Source organism: Paenibacillus sp. TAF43_2 (genome assembly GCF_052113545.1).
Taxonomy (GTDB): Bacteria; Bacillota; Bacilli; order Paenibacillales; family Paenibacillaceae; genus Pristimantibacillus.
This window is the reverse complement of sequence record NZ_JBFRDK010000014.1, coordinates 17,203-42,387: the sequence shown is the minus strand read 5'-3', so window position 1 is coordinate 42,387 and position 25,185 is coordinate 17,203. Positions and strand designations below refer to the sequence as shown.

Here is a 25,185-nt window from a genome sequence, read left to right as displayed (position 1 = left end):
GACGATGTGGCGCACAGTTTTACGAAGAATAGTCATTATGATTCCTCAAATTATATTATTAAGCGTTCTCGTTTTTATAATGGCCAAGGCTATGCCGGGGGACGCGCTGACGGGTCTGCTTGATCCGAGCATAGATCCGGCTGCGCTTGATGCCCAGCGTGAGAAGCTGGGGCTCAACAACCCATGGTATGTGCAATATTGGGACTGGATTACAAAGGCTGTTCAAGGTGACTTTGGGCAATCGTTTCGCTTCAAAATGCCGGTGTCTGAATTAATTGGCGAGCGTATGATGAACACCGTTTGGTTATCCATTGTAACATTAATACTTACTTACTTGATTGCGATACCGCTTGGGATTACAAGCGGACGATATAACGACACATGGGCGGATCGGTTTATAACCGGGTATACCTATATTGGATTTGCAGCCCCGCTTTTTATTTTCGCTTTATTGATGTTGTGGGTGTTTGGCTTTCATTTTGGTTGGTTTCCGACGGGAGGAAGCGTTGCACCGGGTCTGGTGCCTGGTACTTTCCAACATTTTATGAGCAAACTTTATCATTTGCTGCTTCCAGCCATATCGATGGCGCTTATCGCCACCGTATCAACTGTACAATATCTTCGAAGCGAGATTATCGATACGAAGCAAAGAGACTTTATTATAACGGCAAGAGCAAAGGGGGCATCTGAATCCCGCGTTTATAATCGCCATATTTTACGGAATTCGTTACTGCCGATCGCTGCTTTTTTTGGTTATGAAATTACGGGTCTCATCGGAGGTTCGGTGTTCATAGAGAGCATCTTCAGTTATCCGGGTATGGGTTACCTTTTCTTAAACTCTATCGCGCTGAGGGATTTCAGTGTCGTTACTGCGCTTGTTTTATTGTACGGAGTAGCCTCTATTATCGGAGCATTAATCTCTGACATCGTATTAAGTATCGTTGATCCGCGTATTCGAATTAAATAAGAACTCGAAACGTTGAGGTGAAAGAAATGAGAAAGACGAGCATTCCTATAAACGCGCTGCAAGAGTCGGACAAAAGTCCGTCAGGGTGGAAAATCGTTTGGCGAGAAATTATTCGAGACAAAATAGCCTTTATATCATTGCTGTTCATAAGCTTAATTATTTTATCTGTATACGGAATATCTGCTGTTCTGAATCAGGAGCAGATTGTAACGGTGGATTTGTTTTCATTGAAGAAGCCGCCGTCATCCGAGCATTGGTTAGGTACGGATTATGGAGGCCGCGATGTGTTTGGGCAGTTAATTGTCGGAACTCGGAATTCATTAACGATCGCTTTCATTGTTACTGTATTAACAGGTATTATTGGTATTTTTATAGGACTCATTTCCGGTTATTACGGAGGAAAAGTAGACAACATCTTTATGCGTTTTGTGGATTTTTTTATGATATTGCCGACTTTAATGATCGTTATTGCGTTTGTGACAGCTGTGCCCAAATATAATATCTGGTCTTTTTCGTTTATTATGACCGCTTTTTTATGGATGGGGATTGCCAGATTGATTCGCTCGAAAGCGCTGCAGGAGAAGGAGCTTGATTATGTTCAGGCATCCAAAACGTTAGGCTCGTCTAACTTTAAAATTATGATGGCACAGGTTTTGCCGAATTTAAGCTCCATTATTATTGTAACGATGACTTTGAATTTGGCGGCGAATATCGGTTTAGAATCTGGGCTCTCATTCCTCGGCTTTGGCTTTCCAGAGAGCATGCCGAGCTTAGGTACTTTAGTCAGTTACGCTAGAGACCCGCAAACGCTAGAGATGAGATGGTGGATATGGTTACCTGCATCGATACTGATTCTGGTACTGATGTTGAGTATAAACAATGTCGGTCAAGCGCTAAAGCGTGCGACGGATGCAAGACAAAGAAAAGGATGATAAGGGAGGAAAATGATGGTGAAGAAGAAAACAATGTTATCAAGGTCTTTGTTTCTACCGCTTATGCTCGCATTACTAGTCTTTCTTGCAGCTTGTTCATCTAACAATGGAAAAGTAGACACTCCGAGTCCGACTGATGGCGCGAAGCCGACAGAGAGTACCGCTCCTGCGGAAACCGAGAAGCCTGCTCCTGACGATGGTCTTTATTCTATTTCGGATTTCAGCAATGTGAAGAAAAATGAGGGTGAAGCCATTAAGGGGGGCTCCATTACATTTGGCCTTGTATCAGATACGCCATTTGAAGGGACGCTGAACTGGAACTTTTATTCCGGCGATCCGGATTCACAAGTGCTAAACTGGTTTGATGAAGGGCTGCTTACATGGGATAAAAGTTATGTTTATACAAATGATGGAGCAGCAACGTATGAAGTGTCTGAGGATGGCAAAACATTTACGCTTACGATCCGCGATAATGTAAACTGGCATGACGGCAAGCCTGTAACTGCAGAGGATTGGTTGTTMGCTCATGAAGTCATCGGGAATCCCAAATATGATGGACCGCGGTATGATTCAAATTTCACTAATATCGTAGGGATGACGGAGTTCCATGAAGGTAAAGCAAAAACGATATCTGGTATTGAAGTATTAAGTGAGAAGAAGCTGAAAATTACCTATATTCAATCTTCACCTTCCCTTTTGACTGGTGGTGTGTGGAACTATCCGCTAGCAAAACATATATTCGGCAATATGGACGTTGCTAAGATTTCTGCTTCTCCAGAGGTTCGTGTGAAACCAATCGGCTTCGGGCCGTTTAAAGTGAAAAGCATCGTTCCAGGAGAATCTGTTGTTTTTGAAAAAAATACAGATTACTGGCGCGGAGAGCCAGCCTTGGATGAGGTTGTTCTGAAAGTAATTAGTCCTACGACTGTCGTTCAACAATTAAAAACCGGCGGAGTTGATCTTGTTGATGCATTCCCGACAGATCAATACCCAGATAATGCAAATATATCTAATCTTGAATTCTTAGGTGCAATTGATCGTGCATATACGTATATTGGCTTTAAACTAGGCAAGTGGGATGCCGAGGCTGGCAAGGTCGTTCCTGATCCAAAAGCTAAAATGGGCGATGTGAACTTGCGGAAAGCGATGTGGCATGCGGTTGATAACGATCAGGTCGGCAAACAATTCTATCACGGCCTGCGCTGGAATGCGACGACACTTATTCCGCCTTCCCACCCTGAATACCATGATGCTACTAATAAAGGCCTTGCCTTTGACAAAGAACTAGCTAACAAAATTTTGGACGATGCCGGTTACAAAATGAATGGCAAATTCCGTACAAATCCAGATGGCAGCGAGTTAGTTATTAACTTTATTTCCATGACAGGCGGGGATATTGCACAGCCGCTGGCCCAGTATTATGTACAGTCATGGCAAGCAATCGGCTTGAATGTAAATCTGGAAATGGTGGAGTTCAACACTTTCTATGATCGTGTCGGAAGCACAGGAAAAGATGATCCAACAGTAGATGTGTATCAAGGCGCTTGGGGCGTAGGCATTGACGTCGATCCATCAGGCTTGTATGGGCGCGATGCGATCTATAACTTCCCGCGTTATGCTAGTGACGAACAGGATAGATTGCTTAAAGAAGGGATTTCAGAAGCGGCCTTTGATGTGAAGGTACGTCAAGGCATCTACAAGGAATGGCAGGAGCTGATGGTGAAAGATATTCCTGTATTTCCAACGCTGTATCGCGCTGTTATCGTTCCAGTTAATAAACGTATACTCAATTACGCCATTGGAGATGGAACGGGCGTTTATCTGCATCAGCTTGCCGTATCTCAAGATAAACCGGTTGTAGCGAAGTAAATGGCTGAGTTATAATTCTAAAAAGATTGCTACAGTGCAAGTGGCCCAACCTTTAAAGGTTGGGCCACTTGTTGTATAGGCTTATTCCGCATTTAAGATTTGATCAATGGCTATCAATTCACTTGAAGTAAATTCCAAATTATTTAATGCAGCAACGTTTTCTTCAATCTGGATAACTCTGCTTGCGCCAACAAGCGCAGATGTAACACGGTTGCCGCGCAGAACCCAGGCGATGGCCATTTGGGCCAAGGATTGCTCCCTTGATGCAGCAATTTCGTTTAATTGGCGAGTTTTATTCAAAACATCTTCCGTAATATGCTCCGGCTTTAGGAATCTGACTCCGCTTCCGGCTCTTGAATCGGCAGGGATCCCCGTCAGATATTTATTCGTTAGAAGTCCTTGCGCCAGAGGGAAAAATGCGATACTTCCGACTCCTTCATCCTCAAGCAAGTTAAGAAGTCCATTTTCAACTGTCCGATCAAGCATGGAGTAAGAAGGCTGATGAATTAAGCAAGGTGTTCCAAGCTTATTGAGTGCATCTATAGCTGCTTTAGACTCTGCTTCGTCGTAGGATGAGATACCAACATATAAGGCTTTTCCTTGACGAACGAGAAGATCAAGTGCGCCCATTGTTTCTTCAATCGGCGTGTTCGGATCTGGTCTATGATGATAATAAATATCTACATAATCAAGTCCTAAACGTTTTAAGCTTTGGTCGAGGCTCGCCACCAAATATTTTTTGGAGCCTTCATCCCCGTATGGTCCCGGCCACATATCCCAGCCTGCTTTGGTCGAGATGATCATTTCATCGCGATGAGACGCAAAGTCCAACTTTAATATTTTACCGAGGGTTTCTTCGGAGGAACCGCCTGGCCAGCCGTAGTTGTTGGCGACATCGAAGTGTGTGATCCCTAGATCGAACGCTCGGCTCACCATTTCACGGCTGTTGTTGAAAACATAGCCGTCTCCGAAATTATGCCATAGGCCAAGTGATATGGCAGGAAGTTTTAGGCCACTTTCGCCGCATCTGTTGTATTTCATGTTCTCGTATCTTTGATTGCTGGGTTGATAATGCAATGGAAGTGCCTCCTGTGAAGTCAATTTTAAGGTGTGCCATTAATCCAGTAGTCCGTAAATTGCTGCGTCTCGGCTACATTGTTCATTGAGCCGTTAAACCACCAAACTCCGGATCCAGCGACGCGAGCGCCCTCCAAGATCGCATCGTTGACGGCAACGGAATGGTTCTGAGCATTCTCGTAAGATTGATGGGAATCGGTAAGATTGTAAACGCCGGGACCAAGCGGTATGAAGGCGCAGGATGCAGGCAGAGCATTGCTGATTCTTTTAATATTTTCTTTCATAGCAAGCTTATAATTAGCAGCGTTTGTTGTAGAAGGGTTAGCTGGATAAGCTGAAACGGTCAAGTCGGCTGTATCGTAGTTCATCATTACAATCATATCGAGCAATGCGCCAAACTGAGCGATTTCATTATCAGGCATATAATTGGAGAAAGGATTGCCATCGATAGAAAGATGTTTATTCGGACCTATGGCTGCTCTTACTTTTTGTATCAGCTGTCTGTAATCGATGCTCGCCGTCCCTGCACTAACAGGCTCAAAGTCGAGATTGATACCATCAAGACCGTAGTAATTGACAAGGAAAGCACAATGCGACGCGATATTATCGTGCATTGCGGACTTAGAAACGGCTGGTGTGTGCAGAACATTGTTTCTATCTGTATACGGAACGCCTTGGACATGCAGCCACTTGTTACCGTTGACGACGCCAATCAGCTTCATATTGGGAGCGTACTGCCTGGATTTGTTAACCCAGTTTTCGAGTTCATCGTAGGCGTACCAGCTCATCGTTCCGTCGATGGGCTGACCGTCTTCATCCTCGTATTGACCTGTAGTGGAATCCCTGTCGAAGAAACCAGCGTCTATCATTTGATATTTGATTTTGTAATTGTTCATTTTGCTAATAACGTTTTGAATGAAAGCATCGGTTTGAGGTGACATGACCCATTCTGGATTGGTAAAGGTGACGTTGTTCTCGCGATAGGAGTTGTCAACAGACCATGTTTGAATTTCAACGTAATGGTTGTAGGCATTGATGCTGCTACCGTTGGAATAGATTCGGAGGTAGCGTGCTTTAACAGGATTAAATACAATCGTTTTGCCTGCGGCGCTCTCCGCGTATTCGGCATCTGATCCGGCGCCTTGACTAGAGCTGTTGTCCGCATCATTGTTGAACACTGTAGTAGAGCTGCTGAACGCGGAGTTCTCTGAAAGCTTAACGATGACATCCTTGTATGTTCGGCTGTCTGCGAAATAGTGCCATAACATAATCTTGTTTACATAATAGCTTCCCCCAAAATCAATTTGGATGTATTTCTTACCCGTTCCTGCTTCCGTGAAAGCATTGCTGTTATTGCTGGCTCCATCGGTTGCAAGGGAGGCATTCACAAGGCTGGCGTTGGAGGTAGGGGTTTTACCAGCAGCTATGTTCTGTGCGGCTGCTGCGTGCACGCGCTGTTCAGAAGCAAAAACGGTAGTGGCAAGTACGATAGCTAGCGTCAAAATGAGGCTTGTGCGAAACGATTTCATTTTCATAACGGTCATCCTTTCGTCGTGTTTTGCAAGACAATTAATTAATAAGCACACTGTACTAATTAATAAAATAATCCATTTTTCTTTTACTTGTCAATACTTAATTGATCAGTTTGTCCAGTCTATACAATGTAACAGGTTGAAATTTTGAGAGTTTGTGGATATTATTAAAGAGTCCTTATTAATTATAGAGACCTTGTCAGGCATAATGGATGGGATGAACAATCTTTATCTTGAAAGGAAAATGCAGAGTATGAAAGCTCAAAAAGGTAATTTACAATTGATGAAAAAAATTAATTGCTCCCTTATTCTTCATATGTTGCTTAGGGAAGGTAGTTTATCCCGAGCTGAAATAGCTCAGAAATCGAAACTGAGCGCAACAACGGTATCTTCATTGGTTGATGAACTGATCAAGCAAGGCCTTATCGACGAGGTTGGGGAGAAGTCGTCGCCTGGTGCGGGTCGAAGAGCGATTGCGTTAGAGATTAGTCGAGACAAAGGCTATATCATTGGCATTGCACTCGGCAACAATTACTTCCACGGAGCGCTGTTGAATTTCAGAAATGAGATCGTTTTTGAATTTACGGAGCCAGTCGTCAAAGGAAATAGTGACGTACTAGCATTCATGGTCACTGCGATAAACCGATTGCTCGAATCCGCAATGGTCAAAGACCCCCTGCAGGTAAAAGGGATTGCAATTTCTACCCCCGGCGTGATCGACGATCAGAGGGAGGTCATCGTCAAGTCCACCTTTCTTAGAATCGATAACTTGGAAATAAAGAGAATGCTTCGCAGGGAGTTTGAATACCCGGTCATCGTGGTCAATGATTTGAAGGCAGCGGCTTATGCTGAGTATTTTGAAGGGAAAATAAGAACAGATAATTTGTTATTCTTGTCTATTGATTCGGGCATTGGGATGGGACTAGTCATAGATGGCAAAGTCTATTCCGGATACAATGGATTAGCAGGTGAGATCGGGCATATGCTCATTGACCCTGAGGGACAGCGATGTGAGGATTGCGGTCAAAACGGATGCATAGCGATGGTGCTTACGGAGCCTGCTGTTTTGGCAAGAGCGGAAGCACTGGCAATTCTGAGAAATATAGAAAACGTTCCACAGACGTTTGATGAATTGCTAAGAAGGTATGAAGCAGGGGAARCGCTTGCTGAAGAGGTGGTCTCTAAAGTTTGCTCCTTGCTCGTAAATACGTTATCCGTATTTATAAACTTTATCAGTCCCGAGCTTATTGTGCTGCATGGGTGGATGTGTCATTCCGAGAAGTTTATGAATGAACTAAAGAAGGGACTTGCATCGTTTCCTTTTCCGCTGCCTTTCGAACAGAATAGAGTGGTACCCGCGACTTTTGAAGAGAGAAACTTCATCATTGGGGCATCAATACTTATGCTGCACAAAGTATTTGAAGATTATTTTTGATTTAAATGGGCTGTTTCTAGGGGCATTAATGACCTTGAAAACAGCCTTAATTTTTTGTTTGACAACATGTAAAGTTGATTGTATATTTAATTTGTAAAGTGTACGAATTAAATATTTAATAGTTCAATATTTATTGTTTTGGAAGGGGAATGCTAGTGAAGGCACTGTCCTTGGAAGAGAAAGTGGGGCTTATGTGCGTTGTGGGTATGCCCTCGAACGAAGTGACCGAGGAAGTTAAGAAGACATTAACCAGCAGACACTATGGTGGACTTGGACTGTTCCCACATAATTTCGAGAATGAAATACAATTGAAGAACATAATGTCCGACTTGAATTATTGGGCTAAGAGCAACCTACTGTTACCGGAACCATTCATGATTGCCATCGATGAAGAAGGCGGGTCACTCGCGAACTTCACAGAATTTTACACGGACGTTCCCGGCAATCGAGCGATCGGTCTGGCGAATGATCCACAGCTTGCTTATGCAAGCGGAAGATTAATTGGCAGCCAGCTTCACGAGCTAGGTTTCATGCTGAACTGGGCACCGGTTCTGGATGTTAACTCAAATCCGCTGAACCCCGTCATTGGTATCCGCTCATTCGGTGAGGATTCCGAACTAGTAGCTACATATGGAGCAGCCTATATTAGAGGGCTGAAGGAGAGTGGGATAGTCTCCACTGCGAAGCATTTTCCAGGACATGGAGATGTTGATGCAGATTCACATGTCGAGCTTCCTATTTGTAATTTGACTCTGGAGCAATTGCACGAGCGCACGCTTAAGCCTTTCAAAGCGGCGATTGAAGCAGGAGTAGGGGCAATCATGACCGCTCACATCGTATTTCCGAATATTTTGCAATCAAACAATTTACCCGCGTCCTTATCCCCATTTTTTGTTACTCATCTCTTAAGAGAGAATTTGCAATTTGAAGGCGTTATCTGTACGGATGATATTGAAATGCAAGCGATCAAGAATTATTACGAGCCTGAAGAAATAGGCGTGCTTGCTGTATTGGCAGGCAATGATCAAATCATCATGTGCCATACACGGCACTTCCAAGAGAAAGTATGCTTAGGGATTGTCAATGCGGTAAAGTCGGGGGTCATTACGGAGGAGAGGATTGATCAATCCGTCGAACGCATCCGAAAATTACAAAATACGATGCTGCAATATCATGAAGATGCGAAGGTTATTCCACAGTCGGCATGGGAGTCTTATGCAGCTCAAATCGCTGAGGCTGCAATTGTCGTCCATCGAGATCCTTTGCAGTTGCTTCCCTTGCATGATTGCAATTACATCATGATTGTGCCTGAGACGAAGCAGCTTACGCAGGCGGATACGACTTTCAATAAAGCGTTTATGCTGCATCATTATTTGAAGGATAAAGGAATAAAGGTGGAAATGGTTTATACCTCCATGAACCCCGATGAAGCAGAGCTATTGGAGGTAGAGAGGAGGATCAAGCAGGCTGATGCGATTCTCCAAGTAACGAGAAACGCTCATATGTTTAGAAATCAATTGTCGCTTGCGCGATTATGCGCTGCTTCAAAGCCGCATGTGTGTATCGTGTTGCGCAATCCATATGATGCTGATGAGTTGCCGGAAGAGAGCTCTGTTGTCCTCGTTTGTACTTCGGGTAATGAAAGTATGAAGGCATTGGCAAGGAAGGTTTCTGGTCTACCGGTAAGGTAATGGGCAGGAAAAAGTCCATATTCTGCAGAAATTTAATATAAAGTCTTGAGTACCATATAATTAATAAGGACACAGTACAAAATAAAATAATATTAATATTACCATGTGAAATACAAACACGCGTAATGAATTGGAAAACGTCTATTTCCGGTAAGGGGGAGTGCATTTGATCAGGAGAGTGCTCAAGCAATGGGACATTCAGATGATGGTTGTCCCGGCCATATTATTTATATTGATCTTCAGCTACATACCCATGTATGGTACGCTGATGGCGTTTCAAGACTTTAATATTTTCAAAGGTTTTTGGCAGAGCCCTTGGGTTGGATTTAAACATTTTGAAATGTTTTTTCATTCACCGGATTTTTGGAACGTCATGCGGAATACCGTCGTAATCAGCCTGTTGAAGTTTGCTTTGGGTTTTCCTGCACCAATCTTTCTTGCTCTGATGCTGAACGAGGTTCGAAAAATAGCGTTCAAGCGAATCGTGCAAACGATTAGTTATTTACCACATTTCATGTCATGGGTCATTGTTGCTGGATTCACAATGTCGATGCTCTCAACAGATAACGGAAGCGTTAACATGCTGCTTCAATCACTCCATTTAATCGATGAACCAATTAATTGGCTCTCAACATCGAGCTACTTCTGGGGGATTCTGATCAGCACGAACATCTGGAAAGAAATCGGATTTGCGTCGATTATATATTTGGCAGCGATTGCAGGAGTGAATCCCGATATGTATGAGGCGGCATCTATGGATGGTGCTAGCAGACTGAAGCAAATGTTTCTAATTACCATTCCGTCCATTATGCCCGTTATTATCATATTCATGATTCTGGCAGTCGGCAATCTTCTGACCGCCGGCTTCGAAGATATATTGCTGCTTGCAGCCAATCCAGCTCTACGGGATGTCTCAGATGTCCTTGATACCTATGTGTACCGGGTAGGGATCAAAAGCTCGAGATTTTCATACGCAACAGCGGTTGGCTTGTTTAAAGCAATAATTAGCATTGGCTTGCTGACCATGGCTAATCTTATTGCCCGCAGGTCAGGTAACAGCTTGTGGTAGAACAAAAAAGCGGGGGTTGTCGATGAACTACAGTGTGAGTGACCGGATTTTGTCGGTGACGATTTATATCATTCTCGTATTGCTTGCGTTTGTTACCTTTTATCCTTTTTGGAATGCAATGGTTATCTCGTTAAACAGCGGATCTGACACAGCATTAGGTGGAGTAACCTTCTGGCCACGCGCGTTTACGATGGAAAACTACAATATCGTTTTTCAAGATGATCGAATTACGCATGCTTTTTTTATCTCTATACTGAGAACGACCATAGGTACATTCACCTCTATTCTGTGTACGGCGGTTTTTGCATTCGGCATGACGAAGCGCGAACTAGCCGGACGCAAGATTTACATGGTTGTCGGCCTTATTACGATGTATTTTAGCGGAGGATTGATTCCTTCATACATGCTGATGAGAGAGCTTGGGTTAACGAATTCATTTTTGGTCATGATCATTCCTGGCCTTATCAGTGTGTGGAATATGATTATCTTCCGAACTTTCTTTATGAGCCTGCCGCCGGGTCTTGATGAGTCTGCGAAGATTGACGGTTGCGGCAACTGGGGAACCTTCCTTAGAATCGTTCTTCCGTTATCAGGGCCAGTCATTGCAACCCTCTCCCTTTTTACCGCGATTTATCATTGGAACGATTGGTTTACACCTAGTATTTATATCACAAATGAAAAATTGCTGCCTATTCAAACCATGCTCAAGCAAATTCTAAATGCTAATATTATGTCCGAACAAATGGCGCAGCTCGACTCCGCAGCACAAAGCGCCGCAGAGCGCATGAAAAGCGTTACGTCCAAATCTCTTTCAATGGCCACGATGATGGTCGCTACACTCCCGATCGTCATGGTTTACCCTTTTGTACAAAAGTATTTCGTCAAAGGTGTCTTGATCGGCTCCATGAAGGAATAGCCGAGGGCTTAATGTGTGGTGTTTGAAGCCATATGGCTTATGCACATAGAAGATTAGGTTTACATGAGAGAGGGGATTAAAGAAATGAAGAAGCTGTTAATGAGCTCCATTATGGCATTGCTTGTTTCTGCTGTGGTATTGAGCGGCTGTTCAAAAGGAAATGGAACAAATTCGAGCAAAGAGAGCACGAACACTCCAAGCACGAAGACAAGTGAAACCGCCGCTCCAGAAAGTGCATTTGAGCTTGGAACCACGCCTGTGCAATTTACTTTCTATGGCAACTATGACTGGTACACGATGCCGCCATGGGGAAATGATCTAGCGACTGCCTGGATTAAAGAAAACAAGAAAGTTAATATTACCCCAGTGCAATCCGGCGGCGATGCAGCAACCAAATACAACATGATGATTGCCTCTAATGAGCTGCCTGACGTGATGTGGATGGAGCGGGGGCCGGATGTTGAGAAGCTTCGTGAGGCTGGTATGCTTGTATCCTTCGATGAGTATTTAGATAAGTATCCTAACTTAAAAAAATGGCTTGGAGAAGATGGCATTAATATGCTTCGTTCCGAGGACGGCAAGTTATATCAATTCCCGAACTGGTATACGGGTCAGCCAAACGGAAATGCCGGATATGTCATCAACAAAAAAATCTACACGGAGCTTGGTTCTCCTGCTTTAGAAACGACTGACGATCTTTATAACTATCTTAAATTAGTAAAAGAGAAATATAAGAACGTTGTTCCGTTTGAAGTCGGTTTAGCCGCGCAAGGGGATGGGCTTGATGTGCTGTTCTCCGCTTTCGGCGAAGATTATTCGGTCAGATATCTCGGTATGCGGGCGGTGCCGAAAGACGACACATTGACATCTCTTTTCACAGATCCGGTTTTTCGTGAATCCATGCAATATTCCAATAAGTTATTCCGCGAAAAATTAATGACGCAAGATGCGATGAATCAAACAGCTGATCAAGTGAAGGAGAAGGTACTAAACGGCCGAGTTGCTGTGTTTGCTGGAGCTAGCCCTACTAAATATGCTGATCCAGGGAATGCCATTTTGAAAAAAGATGATCCTGAAGCTGGGTATTTCATGATCTGGCCGATCCATAAAGCAGGCTTAGACAAAAATAAAATTTGGCCAGGTACGTATAATCAGCTTGGTTGGAATGTGAGCGTTATTACGAAAGCGGCTAAAGACCCAGAAGCCATCTTTGCTTTCTTGGATTGGCTCACTGGTCCTGAAGGGCAAAGTGTAAGCATGTGGGGTCCTCCTGGTCTGTATTGGGATGGATTTGATACGGAAGGTTCACCAAACTTCACCGAAAAATATTCGTCCGACAACGAAGGCAGAGACAAATTAATGGCTGCGATTACAGATTTCCAATGGGCAGGTAATACTGTGTTCGTGGATAAGTCTAAAGCGAAATTTGAAATGTCGCTGCCGGAAGATAAGCGCAGTTGGGCTACGGAGCAGCAAACTACAATTACATGGAAAACACAGTCGGATGCTACGCAGTTTGTTAATTTAGATCCGCTGCCGGAATCAGAAGAAGGAATTATCTGGAAGCAACTAGATGACCTATTTAAAGAGGTACGTGCGAAAGCATTGCTGGCTAAGAGTGAGGCAGATGTTATATCTATCTTGGACAAAGCAGAAGCAGATGCGCAGTCTATGGGTTACAGCAAGCTCCAATCCTTCATGACTGACAAATGGCAAAATAACTTGAAGAAAATGAACGGCAATTAGTATCCATGAATTGAAGCAGCAGGGCTGTTCCAATAGGTCTGTTCTGGCCTATTGGAATAGCCCTTTCATTAAAGGTAATGAAGTCAATCATTTATCAGATTAACATGAAAGCGATCTCATAACAGACGTTAACAAATGGAGGTTATAGTGATGCTATTGAAAAAAACAACTTCTTTAACGCTCTCATTGATTATTCTAGTGTCAACGGTCTTCTCTTACGGAACAGTATTCGGCGCAAAAGCCTCTGATGTTTTAGGCCATTGGGCGGAGGAGCAGCTAGCGGATTGGATAGCCGAAGGTTATATTACCGCCTATTCGGATGGCAGCTATAAGCCGGACAAAGCGGTGACACGGGCTGAGTTTGTGACGATGATCAACCGTTCTTTCGGTTTTGCAGAGGAGGCTTCCATTGATTTCAAGGATGTTGCCAGCTCCAGCTGGAAATATGCAGAGATCGGGAAAGCGTTGAAAGAAGGTTACATAAGCGGATATTCGGATCATACATTTCGCCCAGACCAAAAAATCAGCCGTCAAGAAGCAGCACAAATCTTAAGCAACCTGCTCAAGCTTGAAACAAAGACTGCCCCGCTTGAGAGTTTAAATCGTTATAAGGATATGCAGAAAATCGCAGCGTGGAGCAAACCGGCAATCGCAGCCGTCGCAGAAAAAGGATTGATGAGAGGGTATGAAGATGGAACCTTTCGCCCTGAGGGAGAGATTACTAGAGCGGAAGCGGTTGTATCTCTAAGCCGAGCTTTACGTGCGAAAGAGTCCGTTCCAACGTATACACCTACACCGACACCAACAACAGCACCAACAACAGCACCAACAACAGCGCCAACAACAGCCCCAACCATGTCACCATCACCAACGCCCTTTAACGCAGCAGCAGGGAAGAGCCTGACCTCAAATGCGCTACTAGTAGACAGTACGTTGGCAACTGACGGGAAAATAAATAACACCGATCTGTTTACCGAGGCGGAATCCGGGCTGAAATATATTCAAATAGATTTTGGTGCAAATCAGACGATCAACTCCATTTATCTATGGCATTATTTTGGAGATGGTAGAACGTATCACGATGTCATAGTCCAGCTATCCAACGATGCTGATTTTACTGCTTCCACAACTGTTTTTAATAATGACATAGACGGTTCTGCTGGTCTTAATGAAGGCACAGATGCTGAATATGCTGAATCCGAAGAAGGCAAAGCGATTGCTGTTCCTGCTGTGAACGCAAGATATTTAAGAATTTACTCTAACGGCAGTACAAAACAAAACGGAGGTACAAGCGTGTATAACCATTATGTTGAAGTTGAGGCATGGACGACTGCAACAAGACCAGTAGAGCTGCCAGAGCCTATATTGTCACCAGTTAAACCGAGAAATGTGGCTGCTGGCAAAATTTTGACCTCTAATGCTGCAGTTGTTGATTCAGTGTATGCTACTGACGGGATCACAGACGATCTTAACTTGTTGACAGATGCGGATTCTGGATTAAGCTATATCCAAATTGACTTTGGCGCTAGCTATAATATTAATGCGGTTAACCTCTGGCATTATTATGGTGATGGAAGAACCTACCATGATGTAATTGTTCAGTTATCCGATGATCCTTCATTTGGCTCGTCCACGACGGTTTATAATAACGATACAGATGGTTCCGCGGATTTGGGCATAGGCATGGACGGGGAATACGCGGAAACAAGCGAAGGGAAGGCTATCTCATTTGCTAAGGTTAATGCTAGGTATTTAAGAGTTTACTCCAATGGAAGCACCAAGCCAAATGGGGATCTTAATCCGTACAATCATTATGTTGAGGTTCAAGCATGGGCGGAGCCTCCTGAATACCGAACGAATAATGTCACATTCCTAAATCCGGAATGGGTGATGTTCCCGCGTACGGATAGCTTCATTCAGCAAACGGTAGAAAAAATGACTTCTTATCAAATCAAATATCAAATGATAGATGTAGGCTTTTTTGATCGGGTGGCGAATACAGCAACCTTCGAGGATACAGTCGAGGACGGTGCGATCGACGGAACGCTTGATCCTGCTGCCTATGCAGAACTTCAGCACTGGGTTACCGTATCAAGAGCGACTAATCCTGATATTAAATTAATCGGGGCATTAAGTGGGAACAGCTTTATGCACATTCAGAATCTGTCTTGGACCGATCGGTTTGGCAATATGCATACTCCTGCTGTAGATAAAGCGACGATGCATGATAGAATTGCAGCGCAAGCCAAATATTTGGTTGATACATTTGGCTTAGATGGCATCAACATTGATTTTGAACCGCTGAGATCAGGCTCGTCGGCCAATGATTATCGGGCTTTAATTGTTAAAGTTAGAGCAGCCATCGGTCCCGGCAAACATCTCTCAATCTGTGGGAACCCGTTCCCGCAATATATGCCGGATCATGAATTAACGCAATACGGCGCTTTGTTGGATATGATCATTATGATGGATTATGACACAGGTGCAGATGAGCCAGGAGCGCCTTGGCCTGCTAGCCCTTTTACGACAGATGCCGAATCCTATCAGCTTGCTATAAAAGAGAATACGATTCGAATCAGTAATGCTTTGAGCTCTACCAACTGCCAGTTTATACCACTCGGAGTTGGTGTAGATACGATAGATATTTATCACCCGGCTTATGAGAACTCGATGAACCACTCTACTGCTGTGAATGATGCGATTGCGGCAGGAGCAAACGTAGCAGGTTCTGGCGTATGGTGGTGGGAGAAAGCGAAGGATGACGAGACGGAAAAGCAGCAATTCATCGATTATTGGATCAATGGTCAATAGCAAAGACATCCTTACATATATATAAGATGTCTTAAATCGGTATTTGCTGTTCTATTAAATAAGCCTTCAGAGCCACCTTATCAGTGGTTTTGAAGGCTTTTTTTCGTTTTATTTGACCCGATTCACGAGCCACTCTGTCAGCTCTTCAGATTGAGCTAGAACAGCGATGGGGTCAAAATACCAGGATCGCTCTTCAGGCCATATGTAGATGTGACCGTTTTTTACAGCCGGAAGATTGCCCCAGATCGGATCATTTTGAAAATATTCTAACGTACGGTCATTGGATGTCAAAATAATATAATCGCCAGCGTACTTGGACAGCATTTCTGATGAAATTTCAGCCCACTGCTTCTTCATGATTTCATCGGCAACATCGGCAGGTGGTTTACGGCCTAATGATTGATAGATGGGCTGGCCRCCGCGACCGAAGTTGTCACCGTAAACCCAAGTCGTTTTATCGCTGTACTCCATGATGGAGAAGGTTGCACCCGCTGGAATAGCTTTATCAACTTTAGCTTTGGCTTCCGCAATGCGGCGATCATATTCGGCCAGCCATGACTTAGCTACATCTTCTTTGCCGAATAAATCTCCGAAATAGGTCAACTCTGCGTGAACATTCTTTAATTCTCCGTATGGAATAACAATCGTTGGCGCAATTTTTCGGAGCTGCTCGTAGCTGTCTCCGTTGGCTGTAATGATGAGATCGGGGGAGAGGCTGATTATGTTTTCAGCGGATGGCTCTCCATAAACTCCTGTATCTGCAACGCCAGCCAGCGCTTCTTTGAAATAGTAGTTTTCTATCGTAACACCCGGAGATCCTACCGGAATTACATCAAGAGCAATAAGGCTGCCCAAGTATTCTTCAGCTACAATTCGCTTCGGATGAACCGGAATTTCGATGTCGCCTTTAACCGTGGACACCGTCTTGAATTTCGCAGCTTCCGGCACGGCCGTTTCCGGTGTGGTCTCTTCGGTGCTGCTTGATGGTGCTCCAGCGTTGGTTGAAGCTTTTTCTGTTCCACAAGCGGAAACTAGAACCGCTAACAATAGTAATGAAACGGCAAAAATGAAACGACGGCTGCTGTAAAACTTCTGTTGAAAAGAAAACAATGCCATATCCCCCTTATTTAAAACGATAATCATTCTCATTAACACTTTACCGTGTAATCTTGGAAATGACTATGGACAAAAATGATGTTTGGTCATGCAAATTTGTGACGTGAGGTCATCGCACGAAGCAGCTCTCGAAGCTGCGCTTGCGTAGAGATCGGGTCGTATCCGCAAAACATATCTGGCTCATTGAGCAGGTATACCTGCTTATTCTGGACAGCTTTCAGCTCAATCCAGCGAGGGGAGCGAAATAAACGATCCATTTGGCTCAGTTCACGCGGGCAAGAAGGCAATGAAGTAATGAAAATATGGTCGGCCGGATAAGAAGCAATGGTTTCGATATCTGCTTCCACATATCCGCGAGCGAAAAAGCCTTGTTCCAGCAATTCGGAGGGAGGCTGAAAGCCGAGATCATCATAAAGAATTTGACTACCTCTGCCGTGACTGCTGCTGCAGCAATAAGCTTTGTTCGAATGAATCTCCCATACGACGGCGGTACCGCGAAAGCCAAGCTGGCGATCCAGCCTATGATTGCTTCTAATGATCAACTGATCATAATTGGCGAGCCACGCTTCAGCTGTCTGACGTTTATCTACAATGTCAGCAATCATAAGGAATTGTTCGCGCCAGTTCATCGTCATAAAAGGAAGTTCCACCACTGGCGCGAGCGGAAGCAGGCCTTTATTCTCTTCAGCCATGTTGTAGCTGATAATGACATCAGGCCTTGCAGCGGCGATCGCTTCATAATAGGTGGAGGGAGTTTGGCCATAGGTATTTAACTTCTGACTGGTGTTTACATTCAACTTGTTATTGGAATGCTCCAACCAGTTTGTATAGACGCCTAGCTCTGGGATAACGCCGAGCGCCATTAGGCTAGCGGTATGATTTAGATTCAATGCGGCAATCCGTTTGTGCTTGCGTTGATAAGCGGTGGGGGAAAGCCCGACAGCTTCTTTGAATTTACGGCTTAAATAAAAGCCTTCCTTATAGCCGACTTCTTGAGCGAGAGTATTCAGATCAGGAGCTCCGACAAGGATACGCCGCTGCGCGCTGCGAATTCTCAGCAAGGTCAGATAGGCATTGAAGGTGCGTCCTGTATTTTTGCGGAATGTACGTGAGAAATGCTCTTGGCTTACATGAGCTTGTTCAGCCATTTGCTCCCGCGTCAGATCCTTATTATAATGCGTCTCCATATATTGAATGGCATGCTCCAGCCAGTAGTTGGACGGCTGCTGCAAAGCATTACGTTCTTTGTACAGCTCGGCAAGCAGCTCAATAAACAACTGTTGAGACTGAAGCGGTACACTTAATTGGGGCTCTCTCCACACCGTTTCCAGCTCGCCGGCTAATCTAAGGATTCCGACCGGACAGCGATGCAGCGGTGCAGGGTGATTGAGCCCACGATGCTCGGAGCCCTCCGAAGTCAAGCAGCGGTAAGCAATCTGGATACCGCGCAGCGAGGGAGATGCCTTCCATTTTAATCGCTGATGGGCATCGCATAACACGACGCTTCCACGCGTTATCTCATACAGCTGATCGTTAATAGAAAGCTCAGCTGTACCGCTTGATACGATGAGAATACGGGAAAATGGCGCCAATTCTTCAAAGAAGCGGTCTGCCACCGTTTCATTATCTATTCTAGTTACTTGGACAGGCATATAAAATAAATGGGAGGCAAGGGACATTTCTTCACAAGCAGGGGACATAGGCAGTTCACTCTTTCTGGATGATGATAATTCCATCGACTTCTATCATTATAAATGATAACTATTCTCAATTACAATGGATAGCGCTCATCATAAAGAAAAGGGGCTGTCCCATAAGCATCAAGTTCGCGGAGGAATAGCTCGCGTTGAACGGAAGTATTGGAAAATATATGAAAAATAGCAGTACAGGAGATCTATTCCTGTACTGCTATTTTTAGCGTAATTCTCTTCTCCACCATATCCAGCATCTGCGATGCATGTTGTATGATTGTAATGTGCGTGAACCGATAGTGGAGAGTAAACAAGTGCAAAAGTGCACCTGTTTTTAATAAACAAGATTGAAATGATGCAAATAGGTGTACAAATACCTCTAATTGAGCAGAATTGAAAAAGATTTGGTTAAATAAGTGCATTTCTGTGCTTAGATGAAGCTGCTGCAGGCGCTGCCGCAAAAGTCTTCGCATGACAGGGGAACATCCTCGTTTTCAAATGAAAGGACCCCTAATTCCACTGTATAGTGGAGCTGGAGGTCCTTTTTCTCGAAGAAAATAAGTTATAAGTAGTGCTCAAAAATCGCAATATGACTTTTAAAACGCCCCGTGCTCTTGGTGATCATTGATTTGGTATTAGAATAAAGGACCAGGCACGCTGCAGCCTGGAAAGGAATTAACATCTTGAATCGTATTAAGGGGATATTGCTTCGTCGCAAATTGACTCTGATACAAGTATTCCTGCAGCACTAAATTACCCCCGGTAATGCTGCATAAAACGCCCGTTACACCTTGTCCGTTCAGTAAAGAGACCCCAACTGGCTGGCCGACTAATCCCAAAGCCTTCGAATACCATGACATTTGAAGCATAAAAGAATCACCTCCACCATGCATTGTATGTTAGACATTGGCGGAGGGTAACAGAGGTCAACCTCTATGACTTACATGCTTCAGCGAAAATACGAGCCATCTGCTCACTGTCCGCTTCTCTATAGACATAATCATGATAATGGGGCTTATGAATGCCCTGCCAACCTTTTTCCACCGCGCTTTTGTAATAATGTATGGCACGATCCTGCTCTCCGGTCAAATAAAACAAGCAAGCGGCATTCCAATACAGCGCGGCATCTCCGTTCCAATCCCAGCCTTGATCAAGCGCTTGTGCGTAGCTCCATGCTGCACGGGCATAGTCTCGTTCCACGCCATATCTCGTGTCTCCGCGCAGATAGTGGTTCCCGTTAACGAGGAGATTGTTTAGAGGCAGATTCCATCCGAACAAAACGGGGAAATCAATAAGCAGCTTGAACCCAGCAGCTATAGCGGTTTTTTGCGATCCTATATTGCTTGACCAGCAATGCCAGCCTACTCTTGTCATGCCTCGTTGCTTCGCAAGTGACAGTGCGCCTAACGCTGTTTTTCGCGCCCATCCGTTGCCTCGATAATGTTCATCTGTTTGAATGCCAAGCTCACATTCATCCCCGACTACCCAATCGGTCAGGCACCAGCTGATGATGGAGGGTCCTTCATCCGTGTCTTGAATTGCAGCGCATCCAAAACCTCTATCCTCATAAGCTTCAATGGAGGCCCAGCCGCCTTGAATTTCACTGATGACGCCATCGAGCCCTATTAAATCTTTTCTTTTAAGAAAGCTGCTATCTATCGGGAAAATATGATCAGCAAGCGTAGTCTCTATTCCGTCAAGATCGTGAGTAAACGTCATTCGGCCGCTTCGCAGAGGCAGCAGATCCTTCATCACGAGTCTGAGCATATTTTCCCATTTCTCATCCGAGGGATAGAAGAGCACATAATCCAGCCGTCCGACCGCTGCAAGCTTCGGCAAAAGCTCTTCTTTAAACAGCTTGTTAACTTCTTCAAAAAATAAATGGTTTTCCGGGCTCCCGCCTAAAAATATACCTTGAGGGCTTGTTAATACAGCTGTCGCGCTGTCAATGGACAAGAAAACTCTGCCGTGCAAAACACCTTCAATGACACCTTGAATCGATAAATGGTGCTTCAAAGCTCCAAAAAGTGCTGCTGCTTTAGAGAAGTTTTCGCTGGCAAGTTCCGTTCCTATCGCTTTCGAAATATACATAAACTTATTTCCTCCCAGAAGTATGTGAGAGGTTTATTTAATTATAAATGTAAACCTCTCACATGCTTTTTGATTTGATTGCTCTTATTCAAACATCATCACTCCTTTTAACGTAGTAGAGGTGATACCCTAGGTGCTGTTGATACCATGCCTAAATTTATTATGCTTAGTGGAAATAGGCACGGCAAGGTGCTGTTTATTTATACTTAAACTTTACTGATTTCACACAAGTGTAATTTCACCAAAAGTGATTTTTACTAAAATAGAGAATTAAGCTTGCAGCAATGATAACTTAGCAAAAAATATCAAAAACAGCCCTCTTCCTTCTGCTATTCTAGAGTCAAAGGAGGCGCACCGTTGATTACTCACAACATCATTCAAAAAAGTATCCAGTACATGGAGGAAAACCTTCAGGATGAACTGACACTTGAACAAATAGCTGCACACGCTGGTTTTTCTCCATACCATTTTCACCGTTTATTCCGAAAGGAAGTAGGCATAAACATAGCGGATTATTTGAGAAGCCGCCGACTTTGTTATGCATCTAGACTGCTGCTAAACACGGATGAAACGATCATTGCGATTTCGTTGACCTGCTATTTTGAAAGCCAGGAAGCATTTACAAGAGCGTTCAAGAAGATGTACAGCATGCCGCCGGGCCGTTACCGTAAAATGTTTGCACCACATACGTATTCTACTTTAGGAGGAGATTATATGGATCAAGCTTCACCTGTGAAAGACTGGTTCCTGACGGGAAGCCAGCCTCAAAACTATGAAATGGGGGTTGACCGCAGCATTGTTCATCAAGGAAATGCATCGGGGTATTTGAAGGCGCTTATTGCAGAGGACCCGGGTCAATTTGGTACGATGATGCAGCAATTTAAAGCTGAGAAGTTTGTTGGTCGCAGAATGAGATTCACAGGTTTTGTAAGGACAAGCGGGGTACAGGAATATTGCGGCTTGTGGATGAGGGTGGACAACAACGCTCAGGATATTTTGCAGTTTGATAATATGAATAATAGAAAAATTATTGGCGATACGGGCTGGAATCATTACGCTATCGTATTGGATGTTCCTGCTAACAGCGCGACCATATCTATTGGTGTACTGCTTATGGGCAAAGGGCATGTATGGGTAGATAGCTTCAAGTTCGAAGAGGTTGATCTCAGCGTGCCAACAACTAATCTTGAGATGGAAAGCGAGCTGCTGGATGGGCCGTCTAATCTTTCATTCGAGGAATAATAAAGAGTAGAAAAGCTGCATGGCTGCGATTCCAAGGATTGACATAAATTTAGAATAAACATATAATACCTAGTAAATAACTTGGTTTTTTGTAATTGGTCTACAAAAAAACAAATGAACTAGAGGAGACTACAAAATGGCTGTTCAAACGTTTAAAGCAACTGCTCAATTACAAGAGGGAGTAAAGGTTTTAACGAAGTCTAGACATTTCGAGCTCACGATCGATGAGCCCAAAAGCTTGGGCGGGACAGATACGGGGATGAATCCCGTTGAAGCGCTGCTCGCTTCATTAGGAGCTTGCCAATCGATTGTTGCTAGAGTTTACGCTCCAAAGTTTGATGTTAAACTGGATGATTTCCGAGTAGAGGTAGAAGGCGACATCGATCTTGATGGATTTTTCAATAAATCGGATGTGCGTCCTGGCTACTCGGATATTCGCTATACCTTCTATATCAAAACCGATTCGCCAAAAGAAAAGGTTGAGGAATTCGTGAAGTTTCTAGAGAGCAAATGTCCAGTTGGCGACACAATCGCACATCCGGTTAACGTGAAACTAGAAAGCATCGTTATTGATCATTAATTTTAAGCTGTTCGCTATCATTAAATGTTCATACATAAAGAAAAAGAAGGCTAGGTTTCCCCTTTATGAGGGGGGACCTGGTCTTTTTTTGTGATATACATTTTTTTCTCTTTTTGGATAAATGATTACTCGTAAGGGMATTATGCTTAAAGGCAACAAATACTTCACTTATTGAATAGGGAGGAACAAAATGAGTAAGTTTATGACAAGGCTCGTGTTGATCAGTATTTTTGCTCTGGCGATTGTTGCTCCTCAGGCAGCAAGCGCTAGGGAGCAGACCATACCAATGCTGCGCGAGGTGAAACAAACAGCACCTAATCAACTGCTCATCACTTACGACCAGCCAGTTGATAAAACAAAAGGCATAACGCCAACAAATTATTGGATTCAGAGCACAACGGATGTTATGCCAACAGGCATCGCAACCCTTGGCAAAAATGATCAAGTGAATCCTAGCAATTCATTAACAGCGAGTAAAGTATCGATAGCTGCGGCAGACAGTCAAAACCAAAGCTTTGTGCTTACCTTTAACCAGAACATTTCCAAGGGTAAGTCCTACAAAATGATTATTTGTTATGTAACAACGCCTGGCGCACCTCCTTTTACAGGTGATAACGGCTCTGCAACCTTTATTGGTCAATAGCTCTCTATATAAAGCCGAATGCCTCTTATTGGAGGACATTCGGCTTTATTGTAATATTATGACCTCAATGTTTTGATGTTTAATGGCTTATTACAAGATTTAAAACGACAGTAACAATATGAAAACGAATAACAAAATAACGATATTGTCATTACACTCTTGATTTGATATAGTAGGCTAAAATCACCGAGAGGGGGAGAGAGCTGAGCTATTGGATTATCCAGCTGTCAGAAGCGGATGAATCGCTCGCTGCCCAATATGACAAATGATCTTCCGTTGAATAAGGAAACGATTTTAGATGCAGCTGAACAGGTGCTTAGACGCTATGGGCCCGATAAAAGCTCGGTTGTGGATGTTGCTAAGGTGCTGCAAGTGAGCCATGGAACGTTGTATCGCCATTTTGCAAGTAAAGCTGCATTGCGAGAAGCGGTAACGGGGCGCTGGCTGGAGAGATGCATCGCATTGCCTTTAGAAGCGATAGCCAATCAAACCGGCGGCAGCTCTTCAGATCGTTTGCGTTTATGGATGGAGACGCTTATCCGCAGCAAACGGAATTATGCAGCCAATGATTCAGAGATGTTTGCGATGTACGCGGCTGTCACTGTAAATGCGGTTGAAATGATCACCGATCATGTGAACCGCTTGATCAGGCAGATCACGCAAATCATAGATGAAGGAATACGTTCAAACGAATTCAAGTCTGGACAAGCTGAGAACTTAGCGAAGGCCGTGTTTTTTGCAACGTCGAAATTTCATCATCCTGCACACGCCAATGAATGGTTGGCAGAAGACATTGATGAACAGTTCAATTTCGTATGGAATTTACTGCTTAGTGGAATCCTATAATGTGAAGCCCCATGATGATTTTAATCAGAGGGGCTTTTTTTATTTAAAGATAAATCTTCTTCAAACTTAATGACAAATAATAAAAATTGTCACTTGATATTTGTCTGTGGCGAGAATATAATCAGAGCATAATATTGTAGAGGCCAAGGAGGGAATGTTTTTGGAGAAGCGTTTAGCTGGGAAAGTAGCATTGGTAACGGGAGCGTCAAGGGGAATTGGTCGGGAGATTGCTGAGCAATTAGCGGGTAACGGTGCAAAGGTTGTTGTGATCTTCACGAGTAGCCCAGGCAAAGCAAAAGAAGTAGTAAATGGCATTAAGCGTTTAGGTGGTGAGGCTATAGCGATACAAGCTGATATTAGCATCGTGGCGGAAGTAGAGGCTATGTTCAGCAAAACATTAGAAGCTTTTGGACAAATAGATATTCTTGTGAATAACGCGGGTATTATGATTACGAAGCCGATTGCTAATATGACGGAGGAAGACTTCGATAAGCAGTTCGCTATTAATGTGAAGGGCACATTTTTTGCTTGCCAGCAAGCGGCTTTGCATATGAACGCTAACGGAAGAATTATTAATTTCTCGACTTCGGTTGTTGGTGCGATGTTTCCGACGTATAGCGTGTATGCAGCAACGAAAGAAGCAGTTGAACAGATCACTCGCCAGCTGGCGAAGGAGCTTGGTCCAAAGGGGATTACCATTAATGCCATTGCACCTGGTCCTGTTAACACGGAGCTCTTTAAGGTAGGGAAATCAGAGGAGCAAATATTGGGTATTGCCAATATGAATGCATTCGGAAGATTGGGTGAACCTGAGGATATTTCGAGTGTGGTGCTATTTTTGTCCAGTGACGAGTCACAGTGGATGACAGGTCAGACGATCCGGGTGAACGGCGGTTTTGTATAATATTGTTGTGAACGAAAAAGACGAGTC

General features: G+C 43.9%; 21 protein-coding genes. 14 read left to right on the top strand and 7 right to left on the bottom strand.

The genetic code is table 11. The annotated features are described in order from the left end of the window. Window positions 1-4 precede the first annotated feature (4 nt). The 3 genes from opp4B to AB4Z17_RS05200 are packed head-to-tail and all read left to right on the top strand — an operon-like array spanning window position 5 to window position 3,768. Window positions 5-967, top strand: a complete 963-nt coding sequence (gene opp4B / locus AB4Z17_RS05210; RefSeq protein ID WP_441958543.1) for an oligopeptide ABC transporter permease — start codon at window positions 5-7, stop codon at window positions 965-967. A 26-nt stretch (window positions 968-993) separates the two neighbouring features. Further along, window positions 994-1,899 (top strand): ABC transporter permease, encoded by a 906-nt coding sequence (locus AB4Z17_RS05205; protein WP_441908084.1) that lies wholly within the window; start codon window positions 994-996, stop codon window positions 1,897-1,899. 12 nt (window positions 1,900-1,911) lie between these two features. Then, on the top strand, window positions 1,912-3,768 hold the full coding sequence (locus tag AB4Z17_RS05200; protein ID WP_441958541.1) for an oligopeptide ABC transporter substrate-binding protein: 1,857 nt from the start codon (window positions 1,912-1,914) through the stop codon (window positions 3,766-3,768). An 81-nt stretch (window positions 3,769-3,849) separates the two neighbouring features. Here the strand turns inward: AB4Z17_RS05200 and mgrA are convergent, their stop codons facing one another. Beyond that, window positions 3,850-4,845 (bottom strand): L-glyceraldehyde 3-phosphate reductase, encoded by a 996-nt coding sequence (gene mgrA, locus AB4Z17_RS05195; RefSeq protein ID WP_441908083.1) that lies wholly within the window; start codon window positions 4,843-4,845, stop codon window positions 3,850-3,852. Window positions 4,846-4,871: 26 nt separating this feature from the next. Further along, on the bottom strand, window positions 4,872-6,380 hold the full coding sequence (locus AB4Z17_RS05190) for a glycoside hydrolase family 18 protein (RefSeq protein WP_441958539.1): 1,509 nt from the start codon (window positions 6,378-6,380) through the stop codon (window positions 4,872-4,874). Between the two features lie 280 nt (window positions 6,381-6,660). On the opposite strand from AB4Z17_RS05190, the gene AB4Z17_RS05185 reads away from it, so the two are divergent. The 6 genes from AB4Z17_RS05185 (at window position 6,661) to AB4Z17_RS05160 (ending at window position 16,045) form a co-directional block, all read left to right on the top strand. Next, a complete protein-coding gene (locus AB4Z17_RS05185; RefSeq protein ID WP_441958537.1) occupies window positions 6,661-7,812 on the top strand; it encodes an ROK family transcriptional regulator in 1,152 nt (383 codons plus the stop codon). 155 nt (window positions 7,813-7,967) lie between these two features. Beyond that, window positions 7,968-9,503 (top strand): beta-N-acetylhexosaminidase, encoded by a 1,536-nt coding sequence (nagZ, locus tag AB4Z17_RS05180; RefSeq protein WP_441958535.1) that lies wholly within the window; start codon window positions 7,968-7,970, stop codon window positions 9,501-9,503. Window positions 9,504-9,705: 202 nt separating this feature from the next. After that, a complete protein-coding gene (locus tag AB4Z17_RS05175; protein ID WP_441908239.1) occupies window positions 9,706-10,572 on the top strand; it encodes an ABC transporter permease in 867 nt (288 codons plus the stop codon). A gap of 22 nt (window positions 10,573-10,594) precedes the next feature. Beyond that, window positions 10,595-11,488, top strand: a complete 894-nt coding sequence (locus AB4Z17_RS05170; protein ID WP_441908079.1) for a carbohydrate ABC transporter permease — start codon at window positions 10,595-10,597, stop codon at window positions 11,486-11,488. A gap of 84 nt (window positions 11,489-11,572) precedes the next feature. Continuing rightward, window positions 11,573-13,234: an extracellular solute-binding protein gene (locus tag AB4Z17_RS05165; protein ID WP_441958533.1), complete on the top strand. Its 1,662-nt coding sequence runs from the start codon at window positions 11,573-11,575 to the stop codon at window positions 13,232-13,234. 150 nt (window positions 13,235-13,384) lie between these two features. Then, window positions 13,385-16,045 carry an S-layer homology domain-containing protein gene (locus tag AB4Z17_RS05160; protein WP_441958531.1) on the top strand — a complete coding sequence of 887 codons (2,661 nt, stop codon included), beginning with the start codon at window positions 13,385-13,387 and terminating at the stop codon, window positions 16,043-16,045. A gap of 108 nt (window positions 16,046-16,153) precedes the next feature. Here the strand turns inward: AB4Z17_RS05160 and AB4Z17_RS05155 are convergent, their stop codons facing one another. The 5 genes from AB4Z17_RS05155 to AB4Z17_RS05135 all read right to left on the bottom strand — a co-directional run bounded on the left by AB4Z17_RS05155 (window position 16,154) and on the right by AB4Z17_RS05135 (window position 20,943). Then, the gene (locus tag AB4Z17_RS05155) at window positions 16,154-17,161 is read right to left on the bottom strand and encodes an iron-hydroxamate ABC transporter substrate-binding protein (protein WP_441908077.1); all 1,008 of its coding nucleotides are present in this window, start codon (window positions 17,159-17,161) and stop codon (window positions 16,154-16,156) included. 86 nt (window positions 17,162-17,247) lie between these two features. Next, a complete protein-coding gene (locus tag AB4Z17_RS05150; RefSeq protein ID WP_441958529.1) occupies window positions 17,248-18,897 on the bottom strand; it encodes an ABC transporter substrate-binding protein in 1,650 nt (549 codons plus the stop codon). Between the two features lie 158 nt (window positions 18,898-19,055). Beyond that, on the bottom strand, window positions 19,056-19,325 hold the full coding sequence (locus tag AB4Z17_RS05145; protein WP_441958527.1) for a hypothetical protein: 270 nt from the start codon (window positions 19,323-19,325) through the stop codon (window positions 19,056-19,058). Between the two features lie 162 nt (window positions 19,326-19,487). Continuing rightward, window positions 19,488-19,712 (bottom strand): hypothetical protein, encoded by a 225-nt coding sequence (locus tag AB4Z17_RS05140; protein WP_076268884.1) that lies wholly within the window; start codon window positions 19,710-19,712, stop codon window positions 19,488-19,490. A gap of 73 nt (window positions 19,713-19,785) precedes the next feature. After that, entirely contained in the window at window positions 19,786-20,943 is a 1,158-nt protein-coding gene (locus AB4Z17_RS05135) for a GNAT family N-acetyltransferase (RefSeq protein ID WP_441908075.1), read from the bottom strand. Window positions 20,944-21,300: 357 nt separating this feature from the next. Between AB4Z17_RS05135 and AB4Z17_RS05130 the strand changes: the two genes are divergently transcribed. From AB4Z17_RS05130 to AB4Z17_RS05110, 5 genes are all read left to right on the top strand, one after another. Then, window positions 21,301-22,185 (top strand): helix-turn-helix domain-containing protein, encoded by an 885-nt coding sequence (locus AB4Z17_RS05130; RefSeq protein WP_441908074.1) that lies wholly within the window; start codon window positions 21,301-21,303, stop codon window positions 22,183-22,185. Between the two features lie 136 nt (window positions 22,186-22,321). Then, on the top strand, window positions 22,322-22,765 hold the full coding sequence (locus tag AB4Z17_RS05125) for an OsmC family protein (protein ID WP_441908073.1): 444 nt from the start codon (window positions 22,322-22,324) through the stop codon (window positions 22,763-22,765). A 190-nt stretch (window positions 22,766-22,955) separates the two neighbouring features. Continuing rightward, window positions 22,956-23,408, top strand: a complete 453-nt coding sequence (locus tag AB4Z17_RS05120) for a hypothetical protein (protein ID WP_441908072.1) — start codon at window positions 22,956-22,958, stop codon at window positions 23,406-23,408. 237 nt (window positions 23,409-23,645) lie between these two features. After that, entirely contained in the window at window positions 23,646-24,254 is a 609-nt protein-coding gene (locus tag AB4Z17_RS05115) for a TetR family transcriptional regulator (RefSeq protein WP_441908071.1), read from the top strand. 160 nt (window positions 24,255-24,414) lie between these two features. Further along, the gene (locus AB4Z17_RS05110; protein WP_441958525.1) at window positions 24,415-25,158 is read left to right on the top strand and encodes an SDR family oxidoreductase; all 744 of its coding nucleotides are present in this window, start codon (window positions 24,415-24,417) and stop codon (window positions 25,156-25,158) included. Window positions 25,159-25,185 lie beyond the last annotated feature (27 nt).